Genomic DNA, 22444 nt, shown 5'->3' with positions numbered 1-22444 from the left:
TCTGGAAGGGCGGCGCATGACGCGTCGCCCTTTCTGCTTTGCACCGGCACGCTGACGATCGCGCGGTGCAGGCTGCAACCAGCACGCGAGGTGTCTTTCCCATGATTCCCAAAGCGCCCGCGTCCACGGTGCGGGCGCCACGCTCACGTCCACAGGTACATGCTGCATGGCGCCTCACCATCGCGATGTCCTGCCTCGTCGGCGCGCTGGCGCCGGCGCCCGCGCTGTCCAGTCACACATCCGGAACGCCCGAGAGGTCTGCCATGCCGCCCACCGATTCCGCCCGCGCCCATGTCGAAGCCGACGGCGTTGTCCTCGAGGCGATCTTCGTGCGTGAAGGCGCGGCGCTGCGCGTCGACTACCGGCTCCGCAACACGGGCACGCAGGCCCTGGTGGTCTTCGACCGTGGCGACCGGCACGCGGTGCTCACGCGGCGACAGAAGACGGGCGATGTCGGCGTGCCGAGACTGGAGACGCGCGATGGTGATCGCGCAGTCCTGTCGCATGTCGCGCGTGCGCTGCCGACCCCCACACCGACCGTTCCGCCAACGCCGCTCGCACGCCGCGTCCACCCGGGCGAACAGGTCGATGCATCGTTCGCGTTCGCGAACTGGCTGGATGCACCGGCACAGGTGCAGTGGTGCATCGGCGTCGCGGTCGCGGACGATGCGCGGCTGTCGTCTCCGGACGCCACCGGCGCGGTCGAGGTCTGGCAGGCCGATTTCGGTTACGCCGACGATCAGCAGGTGCTGTGCACGCCCTGGTTCGACATGGCGCGCGGCACGTTCGAAAGGTAGCGCGGTCGCTCTACCCATCCGCCGGAGATGCAATGGACCCGCCTGGCATGCAGGCGGGTCCGTTCGGCATCAGAGCAGCGGGACGAGCAGCAAAGCGGCGATGTTGATGCTCTTGATCCGCACCGGCGGTGCGCCCTCATCCCGTTCCCCTCTCCCGGAAGCGGGAGAGGGGCGAATATGCCGTGCGGGATCGGCTCCGGTCAGAGCAGGGGTACGAGCAGCAATGCGACGATATTGATGATTTTTATGAGGGGGTTGATCGCGGGACCGGCGGTGTCCTTGTAGGGATCGCCGACCGTGTCGCCGGTGACGGCCGCCTTGTGGGCCTCGCTGCCCTTGCCGCCGTGATGGCCGTCCTCGATGTACTTCTTGGCGTTGTCCCAGGCGCCGCCGCCGGTGGTCATCGAGATCGCGACGAACAGGCCGGTGACGATGGTGCCGATCAGCAGGCCGCCGAGCGCACGGATGCCGGCGCCCGGTCCCATCAGGGCATTCATGCCGAGCGCGACCACGACCGGCACGAGTACCGGCAACAGCGAGGGCACGATCATTTCCTTGATCGCGGATTTGGTCAGCATGTCGACCGCGCGGTCGTACTGCGGCTTGCCGGTGCCTTGCATGATCCCGGGAATCTCGCGGAACTGGCGCCGCACTTCCTCGACTACCGCCCCTGCCGCGCGGCCCACCGCTTCCATCGCCATCGCGCCGAAGAGATACGGAATCAGGCCGCCGACGAAGAGGCCGATGATCACCGCCGGATCGGCGAGATCGAAGCGGAACTCCGTGCCCGGATACTTGGCCTCGAGGTTGTGGGTGAAGTCGGCGAACAGCACCAGCGCGGCGAGCGCCGCCGAGCCGATCGCATAACCCTTGGTCACGGCCTTGGTGGTATTGCCCACCGCGTCGAGCGGGTCGGTGATGTCGCGGATCTCCGACGGCAGCTCCGCCATTTCGGCGATGCCGCCGGCGTTGTCGGTGATCGGGCCGTAGGCATCGAGCGCGACGATCATGCCGGCCATCGACAGCATCGCCGTCGCCGCGATCGCGATGCCGTACAGGCCGGCGAACGAGAAGCACGCCCAGATCGCGAAGCACACCGCGACCACCGGCATCGCGGTGGACTTCATCGACACGCCCAGACCCGCGATGATGTTGGTGCCGTGGCCGGTCGTCGATGCCTGTGCGATGTGCTTGACCGGCGCGTACTGCGTGCCGGTGTAGTACTCGGTGATCCAGACGATCGCGCCGGTCAGCACCAGTCCGATCAGCGCGCACAGATAGAGATTGGTCGCGCCGTGCGTGTTGTCGGCCATCAGCTGCGTGGTGATCGGCCAGAACAGCGCCGCGGCGATCACCCCCGAGACGATCACGCCCTTGTACAGCGCGCCCATGATCGAGCCGCCTGGCTTCACCTTGACGAAGAAGGTGCCGACGATCGACGCAAGGATCGATGCGCCGCCCAGCACCAGCGGATACAGCACGCCGTTCGCGCCGACCGTGGCCGACATCAGGAAGCCCAGCAGCATCGTCGCGATCACGGTGACCGCGTAGGTCTCGAACAGGTCGGCCGCCATACCCGCGCAGTCGCCGACGTTGTCGCCCACGTTGTCGGCGATCACCGCCGGATTGCGCGGGTCGTCCTCGGGAATGCCGGCTTCGACCTTGCCCACGAGATCGGCGCCGACGTCGGCGCCCTTGGTGAAGATGCCGCCGCCCAGGCGCGCGAAGATCGAGATCAGCGAACTGCCGAAGGCCAGACCCACCAGCGCGTGCAGCGCGGCTTCGCCTTCGATGCCGAACCGCGGCAGCAGCATCCAGTAACCGGCGACGCCCAGCAGGCCGAGGCCGACGACCAGCATCCCGGTGATCGCGCCGCCGCGGAACGCCACGTCCATCGCCGCGCCGATGCCCCGGCGTGCGGCCTCGGCGGTGCGCACATTGGCCTTCACCGACACGTTCATGCCGATGTAACCGGCCGCACCCGACAGCACCGCACCGAGCAGGAAGCCGATGCCGGTCGCCCAGCCCAGGAACACGCCGATCAGCACGAACAGCACGGCGCCGACGATCGAGATCGTCAGGTACTGCCGGTTGAGATAGGCGCGCGCGCCTTCCTGGATCGCGCCTGCGATCTCCTGCATCCGTGCGTTGCCGGCCGATTGCCGGTTGATCCAGGCGGCGGAGACCACGCCGTAGAGAATCGCGATGGCGGCACAGACCAGTGCCAGCCAAAAACCGTGTTGCTCGAGCATGGAACCCCTCCCAGAGTCGGTATGCCAAGACGAAACAGCGGTGCAGCGGTAGTGCGCGCCGACTATCGCACAGGCCGGGCAGGGCGGCATGTTGCAGTCGCGGGGCATGCGTATCCGGAACACCCGGCGGGCCGAGTGCAGAGGATGCTGGGCGTGGCGAGCGCGCATTCCGACGACGTCACGCCGGTCAGAGATCGCGGGCCGCCTGCCGACCCTGACCCGCGTTCCGCACGCATCGCGACGGAACTGCCGGGCGCGCAGCGCATGCCTGCAACGACAACATCGGCGTGTCGCGTGCGCGGCGATGCGTGGTCGGATACGCGCGTCGCGCGATGGCGGTCGGGCGCGCGGGCTCGCAATAGCACCCGAGCGGAATCGCAGGGCCGCTACGTATCAGGCGCGCCTGATGTGTCTGCGAACACCGTTCGCCGAAGGCGTCGAAGCAACCGCGCCGCCATGACGTTCATCCCCGCACACGCTGCAGGGCGGCATGAATGCGACGGGCGTGGCAAGGCTGAATCGCGACCTCGACCATACGGCCCGGGAGGGATGGAAAGGCCTCATGGATGGCGCCATGATGCAGGGGTTCACGCAACCTCGACGTCCTCATGTCTTCCGCGATTCTCGATTTTCTCTCCGGCGGTCTGCTGCAGTTCGGCTGGCTCGCGACGCTGGTCTGGCTGCTGGTGGCCACGCAGCTGACGATCTTCGCCGTCACCCTGTACCTGCATCGCAGCCAAGCGCATCGCGGCGTGGATTTCCATCCCGTCATCGCGCATTTCTTCCGGTTCTGGACGTGGCTGACCACGTCGATGATCACGCGCGAGTGGGTCGCCATCCATCGCAAGCATCACGCGAAGTGCGAGACCGAGGACGATCCGCACAGCCCGCAGTTCAAGGGCATCCGCACCGTGTTCTGGCAGGGCGTGGAGCTGTACCGGGAAGCGCGCGGGATGCGCGCGGACATCGAGCAGTACGGCAAGGGCACGCCGGGCGACTGGATCGAGCGCAAGCTCTACACCCCGCACGCGAATCTCGGCCCGACGCTGCTGCTGGTGCTCAGCTTCGTGCTGTTCGGCTTCAAGGGCGTCGCCGTTTGGGCGATCCAGATGGCCTGGATTCCGTTCTGGGCCGCGGGCGTCGTCAACGGCCTCGGCCACTGGTGGGGTTACCGCAACTTCGAGACCACCGATACCGCGACCAACCTGACGCCGTGGGGCGTGTGGATCGGCGGCGAGGAGCTGCACAACAACCACCATGCGTTCCCCAGCTCGGCGAAGTTCGCGCTGCGCAAGTGGGAGTTCGACATCGGCTGGGCGGTCATCAAGGGACTGGAGTCGGTGCGTCTGGCCAAGGTGCTGCGCGTCGCGCCCTCGCTCGACATCCGCCCGAACATCCATGTGCCCGACACCGACACGATGAAGGCGCTGCTGGCGCACCGCTTCCAGGCCATGACCGACTTCCAGCGCAATGTGCTCAAGCCGGCACTGCGCGAAGAAGCGCAGGCGGCAGGTGCGAAGATCCGCGCGCTGCTGCCGCGCCAGCTGCGCAAGGGCCTGGTCGACGACGGTCGCTGGCTCAAGCCCGATGCACGCGCGCAGCTGCACAGCTGGGTTGCGCAGCGGCCGCGCATCCGCACGCTGGTCGAGTACCGCGCGCGGCTGTCGGCACTGCTCGAGGCGCGCTCGCAGAATGCGGGTGAGACGCTCGCGCATCTGCAGGCCTGGTGTCGCGAAGCCGAGGCCAGCGGGATCCGCGCGCTGCAGGAATACTCGGCGCGGCTGAAGGGCTATTCGCTGCAGAGCGTCCGCGCCTGAAGACGCGACTGTCCTCGCGGAATGCGGCACGCGCCGTCGTCTGCGCGTGGTGTGCAGCGTTGCTGATCGCCAGCGCATCGGCGCAGGTCACGCAGACCAGTGAGTATCTGCAGCGCATGGATACCGACGGCGACGGCCGCGTCTCGCTGGCCGAATACCAGGCGTGGATGAGCTACGCCTTCGACCGCATGGACCGCAATGGCGACGGCGTGCTGACGCCCGACGAGCTGCCGGGCGGCAAGGGCCGGGCGATCACCCGCGCCGAGCACATGGTCAAGCTGGCGGCGACCTTCAACCGCCAGGACACCAACCGAGACGGCTATCTCGACGCGCGCGAACTCGCCGCGCCGCCGCAGAAGTGAATCCAGATACCCGATGAAAATTGGAATTTCCGAGGCGTTCCGTAGATATGGGGCAACCCTGAAGAACGTCAACTGGTCAGTAAGTTCCTGGGTGGATAGCGACACTCTGGTCGTCAGTCTCTGGGATCATCATCACCTCAAAGGTCGCGGTCGAAATGTCTTGGCCTTTGGTGACAGATTTGATCGATGGAGTGGTGCCGGCAATTCCGAGTTTCGTATGAATGTGATTCGAGCGTTCGAGAGCGGGGCTTCGGTTCGCTTGGTTCTGGCGCGAGCACTGGAGCCTGATCGTGTTCAACGAGGCGAGGACGGCAGCAAGATTCCAAAGACCTTTGCTGTGCGTGATGACTTGATCGGTCGTGTTGTTGAAGTCTCCGGTGAGAACTACGTCATAGAGTTCCGGCGGCCTGAGATTTAGGACGTGGGATAGATGTAGCGCAGAGCGATTCGTCGGCGTCGCCTAAAGCTGCGACGCCGACGATCGAAACTACGGCGCACCATCGAAAACGATTGATCTTCGAATCCGCCACGATTAGCTTCGCTACGCTCTACCCATCCTACGAAAGGCCTGCTCAGTCGAGCGGCATCTCCGTTTCGATCCAGCGCGTGACCGAATCGTGCTGCGGCGCCCAGCCCAGTTCGCGACGCGCGCGCTTGCCGCGTACGCGGCTGTTGGAGCCGAACGAGTAGCGTGCGTGGCCTTCGCCCCAGACCTTCGAGGCCTCGTCGACGGTCCACGACTCGACCGGGCCGAGCCCCAGCCGCTTCGCGATCGCCGCGCCCAGTTCCGCGTACGAGGCTTCGCCGTTCTCGACGAAGTAGAACGCGCCGGCCGGCGCATTGGCCAGCGCGAGGCGGTACAGCGCGACAACGTCCTCGATGTGCACGTTCGACCAGCGGTTGATGCCGGCGCCGACGATGCGGACCACGCCGCTGCGCTGCGCCTGCTGCACCAGCGGCGGAATCTGCACGCTGTCACGTGCCAGGCCCGTGCCACTGCCGTAGATCATCGTGTTGCACAGCACGACGCTGCGCACGCCGTCATCGGCCGCGGCGAGGATCAGCGTGTCGACCGCGTGGCGCGCCTGCTTGCCGGCTTCGACGATCAAGGGCGTGTCCTCGTCGAACACGTGCGGCGACAGCGCGTTGCCGGCGACGTCGTCGCCGATCACGCTCGAGCCACTGGTGTGCAGGAAGGCCTTGCCCGAGCCGCGCAGGCCGTCGAGCAGCGCCTCGACAGCGCCGCGATGGTCGCTGCTGGCGGCATTGATCACCGCGTCCGCGCGCCGGGCTTCGGCGGTCAACAGGTCGCGGTCGTCGAGCGTGCCGAGGACCGGCGTGATGCCCAGGGCCTCGACCCGCGCGGCGGCGTCGGGCGAGCGGACCAGGCCGCGGATGGTGTGGCCGTCGCGCAGCATGGCGGTGGCGAGCGAGCCGCCGATGAAGCCTGTGACGCCGGTCAGGAAGAGATGCATGGGAAGTCTCGCGTGGGCAATGCGGCGCAGTCTGCGCCGACCGATTCGGTCGAAAAACCGGCGCTGCGTGAGATGTCTTTTGCGTTCCGGTCAATAATCGGCCTCTGTCCTCCCAACGAGCCGCTGCCCATGAAGACCACGCTGGACGAGCTGCAGGCCTTCGTCGCGGTGGTCGACAGCGGCTCCATCACGGCGGCCGCCCGCCAGCTCGACCAGACCGTGTCGGGCATCAGCCGCGCGCTCGGACGTCTGGAAGAGAAGCTCGGCACCACGCTGCTGCAGCGGACGACGCGGCGCATCGCGCTGAGCGAAGAAGGTCGCGCCTTTCTCGCGGACGCCCGCGACGTGCTCGCCCGCATGGACATGGCCGAGGACCGGATACGCGCACTGCGCGACGGTCCGGCCGGCGTGCTGCGGGTGGATGCGGCGACCTCGTTCCTGCTGCACGTCCTGGTGCCGCGCGTGGCCGCATTCCGCGTCGCGTATCCGCAGATCACGCTGGAGCTGACCAGCAGCGACCGCACCATCGATCTGCTCGAACAGCGCACCGACATCGCGATCCGCGTGGGTCCGTTGAAGGACTCGAGCCTGATCGCCCGGCATCTGCTCGACAGCCGTCTGCGCATGCTGGCATCGCCGGCGTATCTCGCGGCGCATGGCACGCCGGCTGATGTCGCCGCGCTCGCGGCGCACACGCTGCTCGGCTTCACCGGTCTGCCGCATCTGAATGTCTGGCCGTTGCAGGCCGCCGATGACGAACCGCTCGTCGTCACGCCGGCGATCGCGGCGTCCAGCGGCGAAACCCTGCGCGCGCTCGCGGTGGCCGGTGCCGGCATCGCCTGTCTGTCGGATTTCACGGCCATGCACGATCGCCACGCGGGGCGACTGGTCGAGGTGCTCGCCGACGACACGCGCGACGTGCGCCAGCCGGTGCACGCGGTGTACTACCGCAACTCGGGCGTGTCGTCGCGCATCCGCGCCTATGTCGACCACCTCGCCGCGTCGCTGGCCGACGACACGGCCGACGCCTGATCACGGGGTCCGAAACGAAGAACGCCGGCCCTCGCGGGCCGGCGTCCGGTGGAGAACGCGCGGGGGACGTGGCCCCGCGCGTGTGTCGCACTTACTTGGTGATGTCGACGTCCTTGGTTTCGCGCAGGAAGATCGTACCGATCACAAGCGACATCAGCGCGATGCCGATCGGGTACCACAGGCCGTAGTAGATGTTGCCCGTGGCTGCGACCAGTGCGAACGAGATCGCCGGCAGGAAGCCGCCGAACCAGCCGTTACCGATGTGGTAGGGCAGCGACATCGAGGTATATCGGATGCGGGTCGGGAACAGCTCGACCAGATATGCCGCGATCGGACCGTAGACCATGGTCACGAAGATCACCAGGATCCACAGCAGGAAGATCGTCATCGGGATATTGATGCGCGAGGTATCCGCCTTCTCCGGGTAGCCGGCGGCATTGAGCGCGCCGCGCAGGTCCGTGGTGAAGCTGCCCTGCTGGGTCTTGAGCGCATCGCCGGCCAGGCCTTCGGCCTCATAGGACGCGACGCTGTTGCTGCCCACGCGCACCTCGGCCAGCGTGCCCGCCGGCGCGGCTTCCACGCTGTAGGGCACACCGGCGTTCGCGAGTGCGGCAGTCGCCACGTCGCAGGAGCTGGTGAACTTGCGCGTGCCCGTCGGGTTGAACTGGAAGCTGCAGGTGTTCGGGTCGGCGACCACCACGGCCGGCGAGGTCGCCACGGCTTCCTCGATCGCCGGGTTGGCGTAGTGGGTCAGGCCCTTGAAGATCGGGAAGTAGGACACCGCCGCGATCAGGCAGCCGGCCATGATGATCTTCTTGCGGCCGATGCGGTCCGACAGCCAGCCGAAGAACAGGAAGAACGGCGTGCCGAGCACGAGCGCCGCCGCGATCAGCAGGTAGGACACCGTCAGATCGACCTTCAGCATGCTCTGCAGATAGAACAGCGCGTAGAACTGGCCGGCATACCAGACCACGGCCTGGCCGGCGGTCGCACCGACCAGCACCAGCGCCATCAGCTTGAGGTTGCCGCCCTTGACCGAATCACGGAACGGGGTCTTCGAGCCCTTGCCCTCGGCCTTCATCTGCTGGAACAGCGGCGACTCCGACAGCTGCAGGCGGATCCACACCGACACGCCGAGCAGCACGATCGAACCCAGGAACGGAATGCGCCAGCCCCAGTCCTCGAACGCCTCGACACCCAGCAGCCAGCGGCACAGCAGGATCACCGCCAGCGACAGGAACAGGCCCAGCGTCGCGGTGGTCTGGATGAAGCTGGTGTACAGGCCGCGCTTGCCGGGCGGTGCGTGCTCGGCGACGTAGGTCGCCGCGCCACCGTACTCGCCGCCCATCGCCAGGCCCTGGGCCAGGCGCAGCACGATCAGGATGATCGGCGCCGCGATGCCGATGGTCGCGTAGTTGGGCAGTACGCCGACGAGGAACGTCGACACGCCCATGATGATGATCGTGACCAGGAACGTGTACTTGCGGCCGATGCGGTCACCCAGGCTGCCGAAGAACGCCGCGCCGAACGGACGCACGAAGAAGCCCGCGGCGAACGCCAGCAGGGTGAAGATCATGCCCGTGGTGGGATTGACGCCACTGAAGAACTGGCGCGACAGGATGATCGCGAGCGAGCCGTACAGATAGAAGTCGTACCACTCGAAAACGGTGCCGAGACTGGACGCGAAGATGACCTTCTTGTGGCCCTTCGTCAGCTCGCCTTTTGGTGCATTGGCGGTCGTGCTGGACATGGAAGCTTCCCCTCCGAAGCGTTCGTGATGCGGTCGGGCGCGGCGGATGCCGGCACCCGGTCAGACGTGCTGCATGCGGTTGCGGATCAAGCGGTGGAACGGGTGGGGGCCGCGGGCATGCGGCGGTGGCGCGACGGCGGCGCGGCACGTGGCCACGCCGCCGGGATGGATCAGAACGAGTAGCGGGCCATCGTGTGCAGGCGCATCAGCTCGCCGTCGGTGCCCGACTCGAGGGTGCGCTCGCCCCAGATCGCCTCGACGCCGAAGTCGAGCTTGGGCACCGGCGACCAGATCATGTTGGCGTGCACCGAATGGACCTTGCGGGTGACGCCCAGGCCGGTCCAGGCGACGTTGTTGTCCCACTGCGAGCGCGAATAGAACAGGTTGCCGCGAACCTTCGGGGTGAACACCTGGCGCAGGCCGAAGTAGCCCGCCCAGCCGCCCAGCGCATCGATGTTGCCGGCGCCGTCGGCGATCACGTCCTGCTGCACCGTGGCCAGACCGATGTAGCGCCCGATGCCTTCGCCGCCGCTGACCTGGTAGCGGATGTCGGTGCTGTCGCCGAGCTTGACCAAACCGCTGACCTGCGCGCCGAAGCCGGTGTCGGTGTTGTCGTTGCCGATGACGGGTTCGTACTTGAGCTGCCGCGCCATGCCCGCGAAGCTCACGTGGCCCCAGTCGCCCTTGTGGGTGTAGCGGGCGATGACGTCGGGAATCGCACTGTTGTCGCCGGCGATCACGCGCGCGCCGCCGCCGAAGGGCTGCACGGTCGTTTCCGGGCTCTCGATCGACACCACCCACGGCCCGCTGGTGTAGCGCAGCTGCGGCTGGCGCACGAAGGCGACGCCGTCGGTCGGGCCGACGAAATCGACCGCGTCGAGCAGCGCATTGGTGTCCATGAAGTTCGACCACGTCTGGCCGACCAGCCAGTTGTTGTAGGTCAGGTAGGCGTGGCGCAGGGTCGCGCCGTAGGTGTTGGTGGCCGCCGAATTGCCGAGCGCGCCGCCGAAGAAGTCGAGTTCGACGCGGGCGCCGAGCTTGTCGCCCGAATCGAGCACCGTGCTGGCGTCGAACCACAGGCGCGAGAACTTCAGGTGCGCATCGGAGTAGGTGTCGGGCGCATTGCCGCCGACCGGAATCGCGCCGGGCACGTAGAAGTCGCGGCCCGCGGTGCCCTTGGCGATGTCGCCGTCGGTGGTCTTGGTCACCATCGCATCGGTGCGGATCATGCCGCCGACGGTGAACTTGGTGCCGGGATTGGCGGTCGGGGTGATCGTGGTGGCCTGGATCGGTGCCGCGGCGCCGGTGCCCGCCGGTGCCGGTGCGGGCTGGGCAGCCTGGGCGGTGCGCACTTCGGTCACCGCGGTGTCGGTCTGCTGCTGTTGCGTCACCAGCTGCTGGACCATCGCCTCGAGCTGGGCGACGCGGGCTTCGAGCTCGCGTTCCTTGGCGGTCTGCGCGAACGCGACGCCGGGCAGGGTGAGCGCGGCGAGCACGGCGGCGGCCAGAAGGCGCGGACGTGCCGGTTTGATCTGTGTCATCGGGTCTCCCCTCCCAAGGGATGGACTTCAAGCCAGGTGTGCAAGGCGGAACAGGCGGCCGGCCGCAGGCGCGGTGGTCCGTTTCACGCAGACTGCACGTTGCGCCGGTCGGCGCCCATTCCCCTTTGGTCGATACCCGTACGCGCCGGTTAGACCAAGGTCTGACGATGCGCACAGGCGAATCCGGCACACTGGCCCGACGTGTTCGACAGAGGTCTCCACGATGTCCAGCTCTGCAGAAATCCATCCGGTGCCAGCCGGTTTCGCCGGTCCCGACACGATCACCGCCGATGCCTACGCGCGCGACTACACGCGCTCGGTGCAGGACCCGGACGGGTTCTGGGGTGAGGCCGCGCAGCGGCTCGACTGGTTCAAGGCGCCGACGAAGATCCGCAACGTCAGCTACGACCTCGAGGACTTCCGCATCCGCTGGTTCGAGGACGGCGAGCTCAACGTCAGCGTCAACTGCATCGACCGCCACCTGGCGCGCAAGGGCGACAAGACCGCGCTGATCTGGGAAGGCGACAACCCGGACACCGAAGCGAAGCACATCAGCTACCGCGATCTGCATGCGCGCGTGTGCAAGCTCGCCAATGCGCTGCGCAATCTCGGCGTGGGCAAGGGCGACCGCGTCACCATCTATCTGCCGATGATCGTCGAGGCCGCCGTCGCGATGCTGGCCTGCGCGCGCATCGGCGCGGTGCATTGCGTGGTCTTCGGCGGCTTCTCGCCAAACTCGATCGCCGACCGCGTCTCCGATTGCGGCAGCAAGCTGATCATCACCGCCGACGAAGGCCTGCGCGGCGGCAAGAGCGTGCCGCTGAAGGCCAACGTCGACGCGGCACTGAAGCTGCCGGGCACCAACACCGTCGAGACCGTGCTGGTCGTGCGCCACACCGGCGGCGCGGTCGAGATGCAGATGCCGCGCGACCGCTGGTACGACGCCGTCGTCGACGACCAGCCCGACACCTGCGAACCCGAGCGCATGAACGCGGAGGACCCGCTTTTCATCCTCTACACCTCGGGGTCCACCGGCAAGCCGAAGGGCGTGCTGCACACGACCGGCGGCTACCTGCTGTTCGCCAGCTACACGCACCAGGCGATCTTCGACCTGCGCGATGACGACGTGTACTGGTGCACGGCCGACGTCGGCTGGGTGACCGGCCACAGCTACATCGTCTACGGCCCGCTGGCGAATGCCGCGACCTCGCTGATCTTCGAAGGCGTGCCGAACTATCCGGACGTCTCGCGCTTCTGGAACGTCATCGACAAGCACCAGGTCACGATTTTCTACACCGCGCCCACCGCGATCCGCGCGCTGATGCGCGAGGGCGAAGCGCCGGTCAAGAAGACCTCGCGCAAGAGCCTGCGTCTGCTCGGCAGCGTCGGCGAACCGATCAATCCCGAAGCCTGGCGCTGGTACGCCGACGTGGTCGGCGACGGCCGCTGCCCGATCGTCGATACGTGGTGGCAGACCGAGACCGGCGGCATTCTCATTTCGCCGCTGCCCGGCGCGATCGACACCAAGCCCGGTTCGGCGACCAAGCCGTTCTTCGGCGTGCAGCCGGCGCTGGTCGATGCCAACGGCGCCGTGCTCGAAGGTGCGACGGAAGGCAATCTCGTCATCACCGATTCCTGGCCCGGCCAGATGCGCAGTGTCTACGGTGACCACCAGCGCTTCATCGACACCTACTTCAAGGCCTATCCGGGCAACTACTTCACCGGTGACGGCTGTCGCCGCGACGAGGACGGTTACTACTGGATCACCGGCCGCGTCGACGATGTCATCAACGTCTCCGGCCACCGCATCGGCACCGCCGAACTCGAAAGCGCGCTGGTGCTGCACCCGAAGGTCGCCGAGGCCGCGGTCGTCGGCTTCCCGCACGACATCAAGGGCCAGGGCATCTACGCCTACGTGACGCTCAAGGCCGGCGAGGCGTACAGCGAAGACCTGCGCAAGGAGCTGGTCAGGCACGTCCGCAGCGAGATCGGCCCGACCGCGTCGCCCGACCACATCCAGTGGGCGCCGGGTCTGCCGAAGACGCGTTCGGGCAAGATCATGCGCCGCATCCTGCGCAAGATCGCCGAGAACGCGCCCGACCAGCTCGGCGACACCAGCACGCTGGCAGATCCGTCGGTCGTCGACTCGCTGGTCAAGGAGCGGTACATCCCGGGCGGCTGACACTGCCGGGCGCGCCGCGAGCCCGTGGCGCGCCCGCCGGTCTCCCACGGGTCACGGCGATGCGACCTCACACTGACGATGGAACGATCTCCGCTCCGATGACGACCCTGCTGATCGCCGACGATCACCCGCTGTTCCGCGAAGCCCTGCGTGGCGCCATCGCCCGCGCCGTGCCCGACGCACGCCTGCGCGAGGCGCACAATGTCGATGCGCTGTACGCGATGGTCGAGTCCGAGCCGGACGCCGACCTGCTGATGCTCGATCTCAACATGCCCGGCGTGCACGGCTTCAGCGCGCTGGTGCACCTGCGTGCGCAGTTCCCGCAACTGCCGGTGCTGATGGTGTCCGCGCGCGAGGAGCCGGCGGTGATGCGTCGCGCACTCGACCACGGCGCCTCGGGTTTCGTCCCCAAGTCCGCCGACGCCGAAACCCTGGCGCGCGCGGTGGCGCAGGTGCTCGATGGTGACCGCTTCGTGCCCGAAGCCGCGATTTCCGCACCGGCCGTGACGCCGGGCGAACACGATGTCGCATCGCGCCTGCGCGATCTCACCCCGCAGCAGTTCCGCGTGCTGCAGATGCTCGGCGACGGCATGCTCAACAAGCAGATCGCCTACGAGCTGGGTGTGTCGGAAGCGACGGTCAAGGCGCACATGACTGCCGTGCTACGCAAGCTCGGCGCGTCCAACCGCACGCAGGCGGTGCTGATCGCCGGCAAGCTGGCGGTCGATCCGGATCTCGACGGGATTCCGGCGGACGCGCGGTGAGTGGACTCGTGCAGTGACGACTCCTTCCCCCGCGCGCGGGGGAAGGCTGGGATGGGGGCAATCGATCCGATCGCGCGGTAAGCGGATCCTCAAAGGTCAGCTTGAATTCAAGCGCGGCGAGGTCTGACGGTTCGCCCCCACCCAACCCGTCCGGCCCGGCGAAGCACACCGGGCATTCGATCGATCCGCGCGGCATGCCGCGCAAACGGATCGCTCTCATCCCCCGCGCGCAGGGGAGGGCTCGAGACATCACCGCTTCCGATACGCCCGCGGCATCCCGCCTTCGTTCGCCGGCGTCGCCTGCGGCAGATACCGATCCCGCAGCTCGGTCTGGCGCGAGCGCATCTCGATCGCGCGGCCGTCAAACCAGACCTGGTCGGCGGTGCTGTTGACGTCCAGCGGATCGCCCGACCACAGCACGAGATCGGCCTTGCGACCGACCGCGATCGTGCCGATTGCATCGCCGACACCTAAGGTTTCTGCCGGCACGCGGGTCAGGCCGGCGAGGCCCGCCTCCCACGGCAGACCATGCGCGACCGCGTTGCCCGCGAGCTGACGCAGCTTGCGTGCGTTGTGCGAGGCATCGCTGGCCTGGGCGAAGCCGACGCGCACGCCGGCGGCCTGCAGGCGTGCGGCGTTCTCGAGCGTCGCGCCGATCTGGTCGAAGTCCGACGGCAGGTTCACCAGCGGATCGACGAACACCGGCACGTTCGCCGCGGCGAGTTCCGATGCAACGCGCCAGCCTTCGGCAGCGCCGCGGATCGCGATGCGCAGGTTGTGGCGCTTGGACCAGCGCAGCAGCTGACGGATGTCGGACGCGCGGTTGACGCCGACGACGATCGTGCCGCGGCCATCGAGGTAGGGCGCCAGTGCGCGCTTGCCTGCGGGCGTGAGCGCGGCGACGTGCGAATCGGCCGGCAGACGGCCACGCGCTTCGTCGATCAACTGGTCCAGAATCATCCACTGCGCCGCACGCGACGAGCCGCTCTGCGCCGCGCCGTCGGCGCCGAGCGACAGGTACAGCACCTTCGGGCCGGCCGGTTCCTCGCTGCCGTCCAGACGCATGACCGCGCCCTGTCCGCCGATGATCGAGCTGCCGCTGCCGGCCGAGATCAGCGTGAAGCCGATGCCCTCCACGCGCGCGACCGGAATGACGATCGAGTCCGGATTGAAGGCCAACGTCACGTCGAACTCCGGACGCACCGCCATGTGGCTGTCGTCGCCGAGCGACAGGCGGTCATCGCGCGTGCCGCTCTCACCCGAGACTTCCTCGATGCCGATGCCGGTCACGCCGCCGAACAGCGTCGGTGTCAGCGGACGGCCCTGCGCTTCGACGACCTGCGCATCGCCCGCGGACAGGCCCGCGCCGATCCCGGCGATGCGGCCGTTGCGCACCAGCACATCGGTGTTCTGCAGCGAACCCTGCGCACCGGCGGTGTGCACGGTCGCGCCACGGATCAGCACCGTTTGCGCAGCGACGGGCAGGGTGGCGGCGATCAGCGCGCCGGTGACCAGCAGGCGCGTCAGTGCGCGCGGCAGACGGCGGCTCATCGGGCACCTCCATTGGCGGCAGCGCCCTGTCCGAGCATGAAATCCGACACCGGCTGGCGCGTGCGATCGGCGCGGTCGTAGACGTGCGCGCCGTCGATCCATACCTGTTCGGCCAGCGCGTAGACGGTGAAGGGGTTGCCGTTCCACAGGACCACGTCGCCCATCTTGCCGGCGGTCAGCGTGCCGGTCTGGTCCAGCACGCCGAGCGACTTGGCCGCGTTTTCGGTCAGCCAGCGGATCGCGTGTTCGGGCGTGATCTCGATGCCGGCGCGATGCGCCGACGCCATGACCTTGGCTGCTTCCTGGTTGAGGCGCTGGATGCCTTCGTCGGAATCGGAATGCACGATCGCGCAGCCGCCCGGCGCGCGGTCGACGATCGCGATGTTCTCCTGGATGCCGTCGAAGGCCTCCATCTTGAAGCCCCACCAGTCGGCCCACAGCGCGCCGCAGACGCCTTCGGCCGCGAGACGGTCGGCGATCTTGTAGGCCTCCACGCCGTGGTGGAACGCGGTGACCTTGAAGTCGAACTCCTTCGCGAGATCGAGCATCTGCGCCATCTCGTCGGCGCGGTAGCAGTGGATGTGCACGAGGATGTCGCCATCCATCGCGCCGGCCATGGTTTCGACCTTGAGATCGCGCTTGCCCGGAGAATCGCCGGACTGCTTGCGGCGATAGTCCGCGGCATCGATCAGCGCCGCGCGATAGCCGGCCACGTTGCCCATGCGCGTGGCCGGGCCACCCTTCTGGCCGTAGACGCGCTTGGGGTTCTCGCCGCAGGCCATCTTCAGCCCGTACGGCGCGCCGGGGAACTTCATGTCGGTGACCATCGTCGCCGCGACGTTCTTGAGTGTCACGCCGCGGCCGCCGATCAGGTTCGCCGAGCCGGGCAGGATCTGCAGCGAGGTCACGCCGCCGGCGAGCGCCGCGCCGAAGCCCGGATCCTGCGGCCACACCGAATGCTCGGCCCAGACCTGCGCGGTGTTGGGCGCGGTCATCTCGTTGCCGTCGCTGTGCGCGCTGGCGCCCGGGCTCGGATACACGCCCAGATGCGAGTGCACGTCGATGATGCCGGGCGTGACCCACTTGCCGGTGCCGTCGACGCGCTGCGCGTTGGCCGGTGCCTGGAGGCCGTTGCCGACCGCGGCGATGCGGCCGTCCTGCAGCAGCACGTCCGCGCCTTCGAGGCGTTGGCCGTCGCCGATCAGCACGGTGGCGTTGGTGATCAGCGTCGGCGCCGACGCGATCGGTACATAGGTGCTGGCGTAGGCGGCGGCGCCGACGTGGGAGGTGTCCTTGGACGCACCGGCAGTGCCGGACGTGGACGTGGTGGCGCAGCCACCGAACAGGGCGACCGCGAGCGCGGCGGACAACAGGCGGGACATCGGTGACTCCCCGAAGACGTGTGGACGGATGGTGCTTCCCCGGCCCGGCGCTCTGCGCCGGGCGATGCGACCGAGTGTAACCGCGGCTGCGCATCACGCACCGGGACGCGCTGCGCGTTCCACGGCACGCCGGGGCCGCGTGCGAGAATGGCCGCGTACACGGAGAACAAGACGATGAAAGAAAAAGAAGAGATCGTCGGCAATTGGCTGCCGCGCTATACCGGCGTGCCGCTCGACCAGTTCGGCGAACACATCCTGCTGACCAACTTCGGTGGCTACCTGCACCATTTCGCCCGCCTCACCGGCGCCGAGGTCGTGGGCCTGGACCGGCCGATGCCCAGCGCCACGGCCGACGGCATCACCATGATCAACTTCGGCATGGGCAGCCCCAACGCCGCGACGATGATGGACCTGCTCTCGGCGATCATGCCCAAGGCGGTGCTGTTCCTGGGCAAGTGCGGTGGCCTGAAGCGCAAGAACCAGCTCGGTGACCTGGTGCTGCCGATCGCGGCGATCCGCGGTGAGGGCACCAGCAGCGACTATCTGCTGCCGGAAGTGCCGGCGCTGCCGGCGTTCGCGCTGCAGCGTGCGGTGTCGACGATGATCCGCGACCTCGGCCACGACTACTGGACCGGCACCGTCTACACGACCAACCGCCGCGTCTGGGAACACGATGCCGCCTTCAAGGAGCGGCTGCGGATGATGCGCTGCATGGCGATCGACATGGAGACCGCCACGGTGTTCGCCGCCGGCTTCGCCAACCGCATTCCGTCGGGCGCGCTGCTGCTGGTCAGCGACCAGCCGATGATCCCGGAAGGCGTCAAGACCGAGGCCTCGGACGCGAAGGTCAGTGCGGACTTCGTCGAGCGGCACATCAACATCGGCATCGAAGCGTTGAAGCTGATCCGTCGCCACGGCAAGTCGGTGCGGCACCTGCGCTTCGACGAGTAATACAGGGCCGCAGGATGGGTGGAGCGCAGCGAACCCCATCGAACGCCCAGAAAGAAGCCCGGCACGCGCCGGGCTTCTTCGCATCAGGCGATCGCGGAACTCACTTCGCGTCCGGCCGCTTCACCACATAGATCAGGCCATCGGTGTGCGCCTTGACCAGGTCGGCCTTGCCGATCCGGATCTGCTCGCTCTCGTCGAACTCGATCGTCGACAGGTCGCCACGGATGTCGCTGCGCGACACGGACTTCTCCGCCGACGCCGCGTTCTCGGTGATCACCACGACGCCGTCGGCATCGGCCGCCACCACCTTGAGCAGGCCGTAGGCCGGATCGATCGGCTTGTTGTCCTCGTCGGTGAACTCGTAGTCGGAGAACGCGCTGAGTTCGGCGGCATAGACGTCACCCACGGCGGGCGCCTCGATCAGGGCCTTGTCGGCGTCTCCACGCTGGCAGGCGGCCAGCAGCAGGACGCCGGACAGGACGAACAAGGCGGGCAGCAGGCGGAACAGGCGACGCGTCATGAAGCACTCCGTTGGATGGGCAATCGCGCCGAGTATAGGGCGGCGCCGCAGGAATGCAGCGCGTCGTGCGCCGGTCGTCGGGCCGCGCTAGTCTGGCCGGCATGGACACCCTCACACCCGAAACGGTCGTCGCGTTCTGGCGCGACGCCGGCATGCAGAAATGGTTCCAGGGCGGCGACGCCTTCGACCGCGAGTGCGACGAACGCTTCCGCGATGCGCATTTCCAGGCCGGGCGCCGCGAACTCGAACACTGGCTGGACACCGCCGAGGGCGGACTGGCGCTGCTGATCCTGCTCGACCAGATTCCGCGCAACGTCTTCCGCGGCAGTGGCCATGCCTTCGCCACCGATCCACTGGCACGGCACTACGCGCAGCGCATGATCGACGCGGGCTCCGACCGCAGCTTCGACGCCGACCTGCGCGGCTTCGTCTACCTGCCGTTCGAGCATTCGGAAGATCTGGCGGACCAGCGGCACTCGGTCGCGCTGTTCGCGGACGTCGACAACGCCGAGTACCGCAAGTACGCGCAGGCGCATCTCGACGTCATCGAGCGCTTCGGCCGCTTCCCGCATCGCAATCGCGCGCTGGGGCGCACCAACACGCCGGACGAGCAGGCCTGGCTGGACGCCGGCGGCGGCTTCTGAGGCTGCGTTAGTGCTGCATGAGCGCGAGCGCGCACGTCGCCTCGCGCGTACCGGCTACAGGAACGAATCCGCCAGCCGCGCGATGCCTTCGACGCTGCGCCGCCATGCCGGCCGCTTGCGCCAGTCGTCGGCGTCGAGCACGTCGGACTGGCGCAGGTAGTCCTGCTCGATCGTGCGCAGGCGCGCGACTATGCCGGCATCGAAGCACAGCAGGCCGGCCTCGGCATTGAGCATGAAACTGCGGATGTCGAGATTGCTCGAGCCGACCAGCGCGATGTCATCGTCGATGCTCAGGTGCTTGGCATGCAGGAAGTGCGGCCGGTACAGCGCGATGCGCACGCCCGCCGCCAGCAGTTCGTCGTAGAAGCCCGCCTGCGCCCAGGCGGTGAGGCGCTGGTTGTTGGTCGCCGAGAGGATCAGCTGCACCGACACGCCCGACAGCGCGGCGACGCGCAGCGCGCCGAGCGTCGCCTCGTCGGGCACGAAGTAGGGCGTCACCAGCACTGCGCGCCGGCGTGCGCGCTGCACCAGCGCGATGAAGACATCGCGCGCGTTCTCGAACGGATACGCCGGTCCGCTCGGCAACAGCTGCGCAGGCACCTGGCCGCTAGGCGCGATCGGTGGCGCGTCGACCTCCAGAACTTCGCCGGTCTCGATGTACCAGTCGCTGGCGAACAGCGCCTGCAGTTGCGCGACCACCGGCCCGCGTACGCGCGCGACGACTTCCCGGTTCGGATGCCCCGGCACGAAGCCGGGATCGGCGAGATTCTGCGAGCCGGTCAGCGCGAGCCGTCCGTCGATGACCGCGATCTTGCGATGGTTGCGCAGATCCATGCGCGCGCTGCGTCGCCAGGCCAGTCCGCCGGCCAGGGTGGCCTGCACGCTGACCCCGGCGTTGCGCAGTTCGCGGCGGAACGCGCGCAGGCCGCGCTTCGCGCCCACCGCATCGAGCAGCAGGCGACACCCCACGCCGCGTCGCGCGGCACGCTGCAGCGCTTCGGCAACGCAGCGCCCGGCTGCATCGTCGAACATCAGGTAATACAGCAGATGCACTTCGCGCTGCGCGGCGTCGATGTCGGCGACCAGGCGCTGCAGCGACGCGGCGTAGTCATCGTAGAGCTCGACGGCATTGCCGTTGGTCGGCATGAAGTCGCCGAGCCGTTCGGCCAGGCGGGCGATGTCCGCCTGCGCGGAGAACGCATCGCGCGGACGCCAGCGCAGCGCGGTCAATGGCGACTGGCGCTGGCGGATCAGCCGCGAGGCACGCGCCTGGCGTTCGCGCCGCTCGCGCGACAGCCACGGATGGCCGAGCAGCAGATACGCCGGCAGGCCGAGCAGGGGCACGAAGCCGATCAGCAGCAGCCAGCTGCGCGCCGCCGACGGCCGCGTGCGCGCAGGGATCCACCACAGGGCGGCGATCCGGATCAGCCAGTCGGCAACGAGGATCCACAGGCCGACGTGCAGGTCGTGATTCGACATGCGGACGAGTGTGGCATCGGGCATGTCCGCACGGGTGAACCGGTTTGCGCCTCCCTCCGCTTGCGGGGCAGATCGGGATGGAGGCAGAGCGTCCGTTCGCGAAGGTGCGCCGGCGTTCGGCCGAATCGCGAGATTCGCTCGAGACGATGTTCGACTTTTCGGATCGTTCGCCCCCACCCAACCCTCCCCCGCAGGCGAGGGAGGGCTTGCGCAACGTCCACGCACACGACACCCGCCTGTCGGCGGGTTTCGTAGAGGCATTGGATGACCCGCCATCCGGTTGTTGAACAGCGTGTCCGGCGTTCGCCGGGATGACCTTCCGGCAGCCACGCGCTGCTGCGCGTGGCCCGCACAAACACAAAGCCCGCCTCGCGGCGGGTTCTGCTTGGAGACACTGGATCCCCTGCCTGCGCGGGGATGTCGCAACGTCAGCCGCGCTGAAGCGCGGGCGCTGAAAACACGAAACCCGCCTGTCGGCGGGTTTCGCAGAGGCACTGGATCCCGGCGTTAGCCGGGACGACCTTCCGGCAGCCACGCGCTTCGCGCGTGGGCCGTCAGGTCACTTGATCTTGCCTTCCTTGTAGATCACGTGCTTCCGGACGACGGGATCGTACTTCTTGATCTCCATCTTGCCGGGGGTGTTCTTCTTGTTCTTGTCCGTGGTGTAGAAATGCCCGGTGTTGGCCGAGGAAATCAGACGGATCTTGTCGCGCTTGCCTGCCATGTTCTACTCCTCAGACCTTCTCGCCGCGGGCACGGAGCTCGGCGATCACGGCATCGATGCCGTTCTTGTCGATGGTGCGCAGGGCCTTGGTGGACACGCGCAGCTTGATCCAGCGGTTTTCGCTGGCGACCCAGAAGCGACGCTCATGCAGGTTCGGCATGAAGCGACGGCGGGTCTTGTTCATGGCGTGCGACACGTTGTTGCCATGCGTCGTACGCTTGCCGGTGACTTGGCAGACTCGGGACATTACGCACCTCGAAGTAATTGTTGCCTCCCTTAGCCAGGAAGACGGCGGCCCCGATGGCAGCAGGGCCATCGCACGGAACGGGAAGGAACCTCGTCGCACCACCGCCACCGAACCGCGCTTCCGTGGGGCTGGTCGGCCATGTCGAGATGGTCCGGACGCAACGAGCCGACCATTCTGCTGAAATTCTCCTTGTCGCGCAAGGTCTTGGCGGATTCCGCAAGCGACGCGGGTGCCGTGGCCGCTGCCGGATTGCACGTTATTGCACGATTCAAGTTCAATCGCGCACAATCGTGCAATGAACGCCGACTACCGACGCTACGCCTTCGCCTCGTTCTCCGCCGTGCCGCCGCCTGCGCCCGCCGTGGTCGACACGGTGGTCTTCGACCTGGGCGGGGTGCTGATCGACTGGAACCCACGCCATCTCTACCGGACGCTCTTCGACGACGAAGGCCGGATGGAACGCTTTCTCGCCGAGGTCTGCTCGCCGACGTGGAACGACGCCCAGGATCGCGGGCGCGACTGGCGCGAGGCGGTCGAGGGCCTCAGCGCCACGTTCCCCGATGAGCGCGCACGCATCGCCGCGTTCGACGCGCGTTGGCCCGAGACCCTCGGCGGCGCGCTCGATGGGACGGTCGCGCTGCTCGATGCCCTGCGTCGCGAGGCCGGCGTGCGGCTGTTCGCGCTCACCAACTGGTCGCAATCGAAATTCCCGCTCGCGCGCGAACGCTTCGACTTCCTGCAGTGGTTCGAAGGCATCGTGGTGTCCGGCGAGGAGGGCATGGCCAAGCCGGATGCGGCGATCTTCGAGCGCACCCGCCAGCGTTTCGGGCTGGAGCCGGCGCGCACGCTGTTCATCGACGACGCGCCGCGCAACGTCGAGGCCGCTCGCGCGCTGGGCTGGCAGGCGGTGCGCTTCGAGTCTCCGACGCAACTGGCCGACGCGCTGCGCGCGTACGGTCTGCTGGCGCGCTAGG

20 protein-coding genes are annotated in these 22444 nt (G+C 67.8%); 10 read left to right on the top strand and 10 right to left on the bottom strand.

Annotated elements, in window-relative coordinates; genetic code table 11:
* Positions 1–65: 65 nt before the first annotated feature.
* A complete protein-coding gene (locus E2F49_RS14070) occupies positions 66–797 on the top strand; it encodes a hypothetical protein (RefSeq protein ID WP_133394464.1) in 732 nt (243 codons plus the stop codon).
* A gap of 200 nt (positions 798–997) precedes the next feature.
* On the opposite strand, the gene E2F49_RS14065 is transcribed toward E2F49_RS14070, so the two are convergent.
* Positions 998–3049 carry a sodium-translocating pyrophosphatase gene (locus tag E2F49_RS14065; RefSeq protein WP_133394463.1) on the bottom strand — a complete coding sequence of 684 codons (2052 nt, stop codon included), beginning with the start codon at positions 3047–3049 and terminating at the stop codon, positions 998–1000.
* 608 nt (positions 3050–3657) lie between these two features.
* On the opposite strand from E2F49_RS14065, the gene E2F49_RS14060 reads away from it, so the two are divergent.
* The 3 genes from E2F49_RS14060 to E2F49_RS14050 are packed head-to-tail and all read left to right on the top strand — an operon-like array spanning position 3658 to position 5646.
* The gene (locus E2F49_RS14060) at positions 3658–4866 is read left to right on the top strand and encodes a DesA family fatty acid desaturase (RefSeq protein WP_133394462.1); all 1209 of its coding nucleotides are present in this window, start codon (positions 3658–3660) and stop codon (positions 4864–4866) included.
* An 8-nt stretch (positions 4867–4874) separates the two neighbouring features.
* Positions 4875–5228: an EF-hand domain-containing protein gene (locus E2F49_RS14055; protein WP_243713618.1), complete on the top strand. Its 354-nt coding sequence runs from the start codon at positions 4875–4877 to the stop codon at positions 5226–5228.
* Between the two features lie 13 nt (positions 5229–5241).
* Complete coding sequence (locus tag E2F49_RS14050; RefSeq protein ID WP_133394461.1) at positions 5242–5646, top strand: hypothetical protein; 405 nt, start codon at positions 5242–5244, stop codon at positions 5644–5646.
* A gap of 154 nt (positions 5647–5800) precedes the next feature.
* On the opposite strand, the gene E2F49_RS14045 is transcribed toward E2F49_RS14050, so the two are convergent.
* Positions 5801–6703 (bottom strand): NAD-dependent epimerase/dehydratase family protein, encoded by a 903-nt coding sequence (locus E2F49_RS14045; RefSeq protein WP_133394460.1) that lies wholly within the window; start codon positions 6701–6703, stop codon positions 5801–5803.
* 129 nt (positions 6704–6832) lie between these two features.
* On the opposite strand from E2F49_RS14045, the gene E2F49_RS14040 reads away from it, so the two are divergent.
* Entirely contained in the window at positions 6833–7735 is a 903-nt protein-coding gene (locus E2F49_RS14040; protein ID WP_133394459.1) for a LysR family transcriptional regulator, read from the top strand.
* Between the two features lie 91 nt (positions 7736–7826).
* On the opposite strand, the gene E2F49_RS14035 is transcribed toward E2F49_RS14040, so the two are convergent.
* Entirely contained in the window at positions 7827–9485 is a 1659-nt protein-coding gene (locus tag E2F49_RS14035; protein WP_133394458.1) for an MFS transporter, read from the bottom strand.
* A gap of 170 nt (positions 9486–9655) precedes the next feature.
* Positions 9656–11026: a DcaP family trimeric outer membrane transporter gene (locus tag E2F49_RS14030; protein ID WP_133394457.1), complete on the bottom strand. Its 1371-nt coding sequence runs from the start codon at positions 11024–11026 to the stop codon at positions 9656–9658.
* A gap of 223 nt (positions 11027–11249) precedes the next feature.
* Here E2F49_RS14030 and acs point away from each other — a divergent pair, with 223 nt between their 5' ends.
* Together acs and E2F49_RS14020 are read left to right on the top strand one after the other, a co-directional pair.
* On the top strand, positions 11250–13208 hold the full coding sequence (gene acs, locus E2F49_RS14025) for an acetate--CoA ligase (protein WP_133394456.1): 1959 nt from the start codon (positions 11250–11252) through the stop codon (positions 13206–13208).
* A gap of 98 nt (positions 13209–13306) precedes the next feature.
* The gene (locus E2F49_RS14020; RefSeq protein WP_133394455.1) at positions 13307–13972 is read left to right on the top strand and encodes a response regulator transcription factor; all 666 of its coding nucleotides are present in this window, start codon (positions 13307–13309) and stop codon (positions 13970–13972) included.
* Between the two features lie 249 nt (positions 13973–14221).
* On the opposite strand, the gene E2F49_RS14015 is transcribed toward E2F49_RS14020, so the two are convergent.
* On the bottom strand, positions 14222–15523 hold the full coding sequence (locus E2F49_RS14015) for an amidohydrolase family protein (protein WP_133394454.1): 1302 nt from the start codon (positions 15521–15523) through the stop codon (positions 14222–14224).
* Positions 15520–16905, bottom strand: a complete 1386-nt coding sequence (locus E2F49_RS14010) for an amidohydrolase (RefSeq protein ID WP_133394453.1) — start codon at positions 16903–16905, stop codon at positions 15520–15522. The genes E2F49_RS14015 and E2F49_RS14010 overlap by 4 nt, the downstream gene beginning before the upstream one ends.
* Before the next feature lie 174 nt (positions 16906–17079).
* On the opposite strand from E2F49_RS14010, the gene E2F49_RS14005 reads away from it, so the two are divergent.
* On the top strand, positions 17080–17856 hold the full coding sequence (locus tag E2F49_RS14005; RefSeq protein WP_055251897.1) for an AMP nucleosidase: 777 nt from the start codon (positions 17080–17082) through the stop codon (positions 17854–17856).
* Positions 17857–17956: 100 nt separating this feature from the next.
* Here E2F49_RS14005 and E2F49_RS14000 read toward each other — a convergent pair whose 3' ends face one another.
* Positions 17957–18376 (bottom strand): hypothetical protein, encoded by a 420-nt coding sequence (locus E2F49_RS14000; RefSeq protein ID WP_133394452.1) that lies wholly within the window; start codon positions 18374–18376, stop codon positions 17957–17959.
* Between the two features lie 101 nt (positions 18377–18477).
* On the opposite strand from E2F49_RS14000, the gene E2F49_RS13995 reads away from it, so the two are divergent.
* A complete protein-coding gene (locus tag E2F49_RS13995; RefSeq protein ID WP_133394451.1) occupies positions 18478–19020 on the top strand; it encodes a DUF924 family protein in 543 nt (180 codons plus the stop codon).
* Positions 19021–19074: 54 nt separating this feature from the next.
* On the opposite strand, the gene cls is transcribed toward E2F49_RS13995, so the two are convergent.
* From cls to rpmB, 3 genes are all read right to left on the bottom strand, one after another.
* On the bottom strand, positions 19075–20499 hold the full coding sequence (gene cls / locus E2F49_RS13990) for a cardiolipin synthase (RefSeq protein ID WP_133394450.1): 1425 nt from the start codon (positions 20497–20499) through the stop codon (positions 19075–19077).
* A gap of 559 nt (positions 20500–21058) precedes the next feature.
* On the bottom strand, positions 21059–21223 hold the full coding sequence (gene rpmG, locus E2F49_RS13985) for a 50S ribosomal protein L33 (protein WP_047137659.1): 165 nt from the start codon (positions 21221–21223) through the stop codon (positions 21059–21061).
* A 10-nt stretch (positions 21224–21233) separates the two neighbouring features.
* On the bottom strand, positions 21234–21470 hold the full coding sequence (rpmB, locus tag E2F49_RS13980) for a 50S ribosomal protein L28 (protein ID WP_055250051.1): 237 nt from the start codon (positions 21468–21470) through the stop codon (positions 21234–21236).
* 295 nt (positions 21471–21765) lie between these two features.
* Between rpmB and E2F49_RS13975 the strand changes: the two genes are divergently transcribed.
* A complete protein-coding gene (locus E2F49_RS13975; RefSeq protein WP_133394449.1) occupies positions 21766–22443 on the top strand; it encodes an HAD family hydrolase in 678 nt (225 codons plus the stop codon).
* The last annotated feature ends 1 nt before the right edge of the window (position 22444 follow it).

Origin of the sequence: Luteimonas terrae (genome assembly GCF_004358165.1) — a bacterium.
Lineage (GTDB): Bacteria > Pseudomonadota > Gammaproteobacteria > Xanthomonadales > Xanthomonadaceae > Luteimonas > Luteimonas terrae.
The sequence above is the reverse complement of the archived record's forward strand: the minus strand, read 5'-3'. Positions and strand labels throughout refer to the sequence as shown.

Bases quoted from the DNA above. Each gene is read 5' to 3' on its own strand.
- E2F49_RS14065 (WP_133394463.1), bottom strand. From the start codon at position 3,049: ATGCTCGAGCAACACGGTTTTTGGCTGGCACTGGTCTGTGCCGCCATC.
- E2F49_RS14060 (WP_133394462.1), top strand. From the start codon at position 3,658: ATGTCTTCCGCGATTCTCGATTTTCTCTCCGGCGGTCTGCTGCAGTTC.
- E2F49_RS14050 (WP_133394461.1), top strand. From the start codon at position 5,242: ATGAAAATTGGAATTTCCGAGGCGTTCCGTAGATATGGGGCAACCCTG.
- E2F49_RS14045 (WP_133394460.1), bottom strand. From the start codon at position 6,703: ATGCATCTCTTCCTGACCGGCGTCACAGGCTTCATCGGCGGCTCGCTC.
- E2F49_RS14040 (WP_133394459.1), top strand. From the start codon at position 6,833: ATGAAGACCACGCTGGACGAGCTGCAGGCCTTCGTCGCGGTGGTCGAC.
- E2F49_RS14035 (WP_133394458.1), bottom strand. From the start codon at position 9,485: ATGTCCAGCACGACCGCCAATGCACCAAAAGGCGAGCTGACGAAGGGC.
- E2F49_RS14030 (WP_133394457.1), bottom strand. From the start codon at position 11,026: ATGACACAGATCAAACCGGCACGTCCGCGCCTTCTGGCCGCCGCCGTG.
- acs (WP_133394456.1), top strand. From the start codon at position 11,250: ATGTCCAGCTCTGCAGAAATCCATCCGGTGCCAGCCGGTTTCGCCGGT.
- E2F49_RS14020 (WP_133394455.1), top strand. From the start codon at position 13,307: ATGACGACCCTGCTGATCGCCGACGATCACCCGCTGTTCCGCGAAGCC.
- E2F49_RS14015 (WP_133394454.1), bottom strand. From the start codon at position 15,523: ATGAGCCGCCGTCTGCCGCGCGCACTGACGCGCCTGCTGGTCACCGGC.
- E2F49_RS14010 (WP_133394453.1), bottom strand. From the start codon at position 16,905: ATGTCCCGCCTGTTGTCCGCCGCGCTCGCGGTCGCCCTGTTCGGTGGC.
- E2F49_RS14005 (WP_055251897.1), top strand. From the start codon at position 17,080: ATGAAAGAAAAAGAAGAGATCGTCGGCAATTGGCTGCCGCGCTATACC.
- E2F49_RS14000 (WP_133394452.1), bottom strand. From the start codon at position 18,376: ATGACGCGTCGCCTGTTCCGCCTGCTGCCCGCCTTGTTCGTCCTGTCC.
- E2F49_RS13995 (WP_133394451.1), top strand. From the start codon at position 18,478: ATGGACACCCTCACACCCGAAACGGTCGTCGCGTTCTGGCGCGACGCC.
- cls (WP_133394450.1), bottom strand. From the start codon at position 20,499: ATGTCGAATCACGACCTGCACGTCGGCCTGTGGATCCTCGTTGCCGAC.
- rpmG (WP_047137659.1), bottom strand. From the start codon at position 21,223: ATGGCAGGCAAGCGCGACAAGATCCGTCTGATTTCCTCGGCCAACACC.
- rpmB (WP_055250051.1), bottom strand. From the start codon at position 21,470: ATGTCCCGAGTCTGCCAAGTCACCGGCAAGCGTACGACGCATGGCAAC.
- E2F49_RS13975 (WP_133394449.1), top strand. From the start codon at position 21,766: ATGAACGCCGACTACCGACGCTACGCCTTCGCCTCGTTCTCCGCCGTG.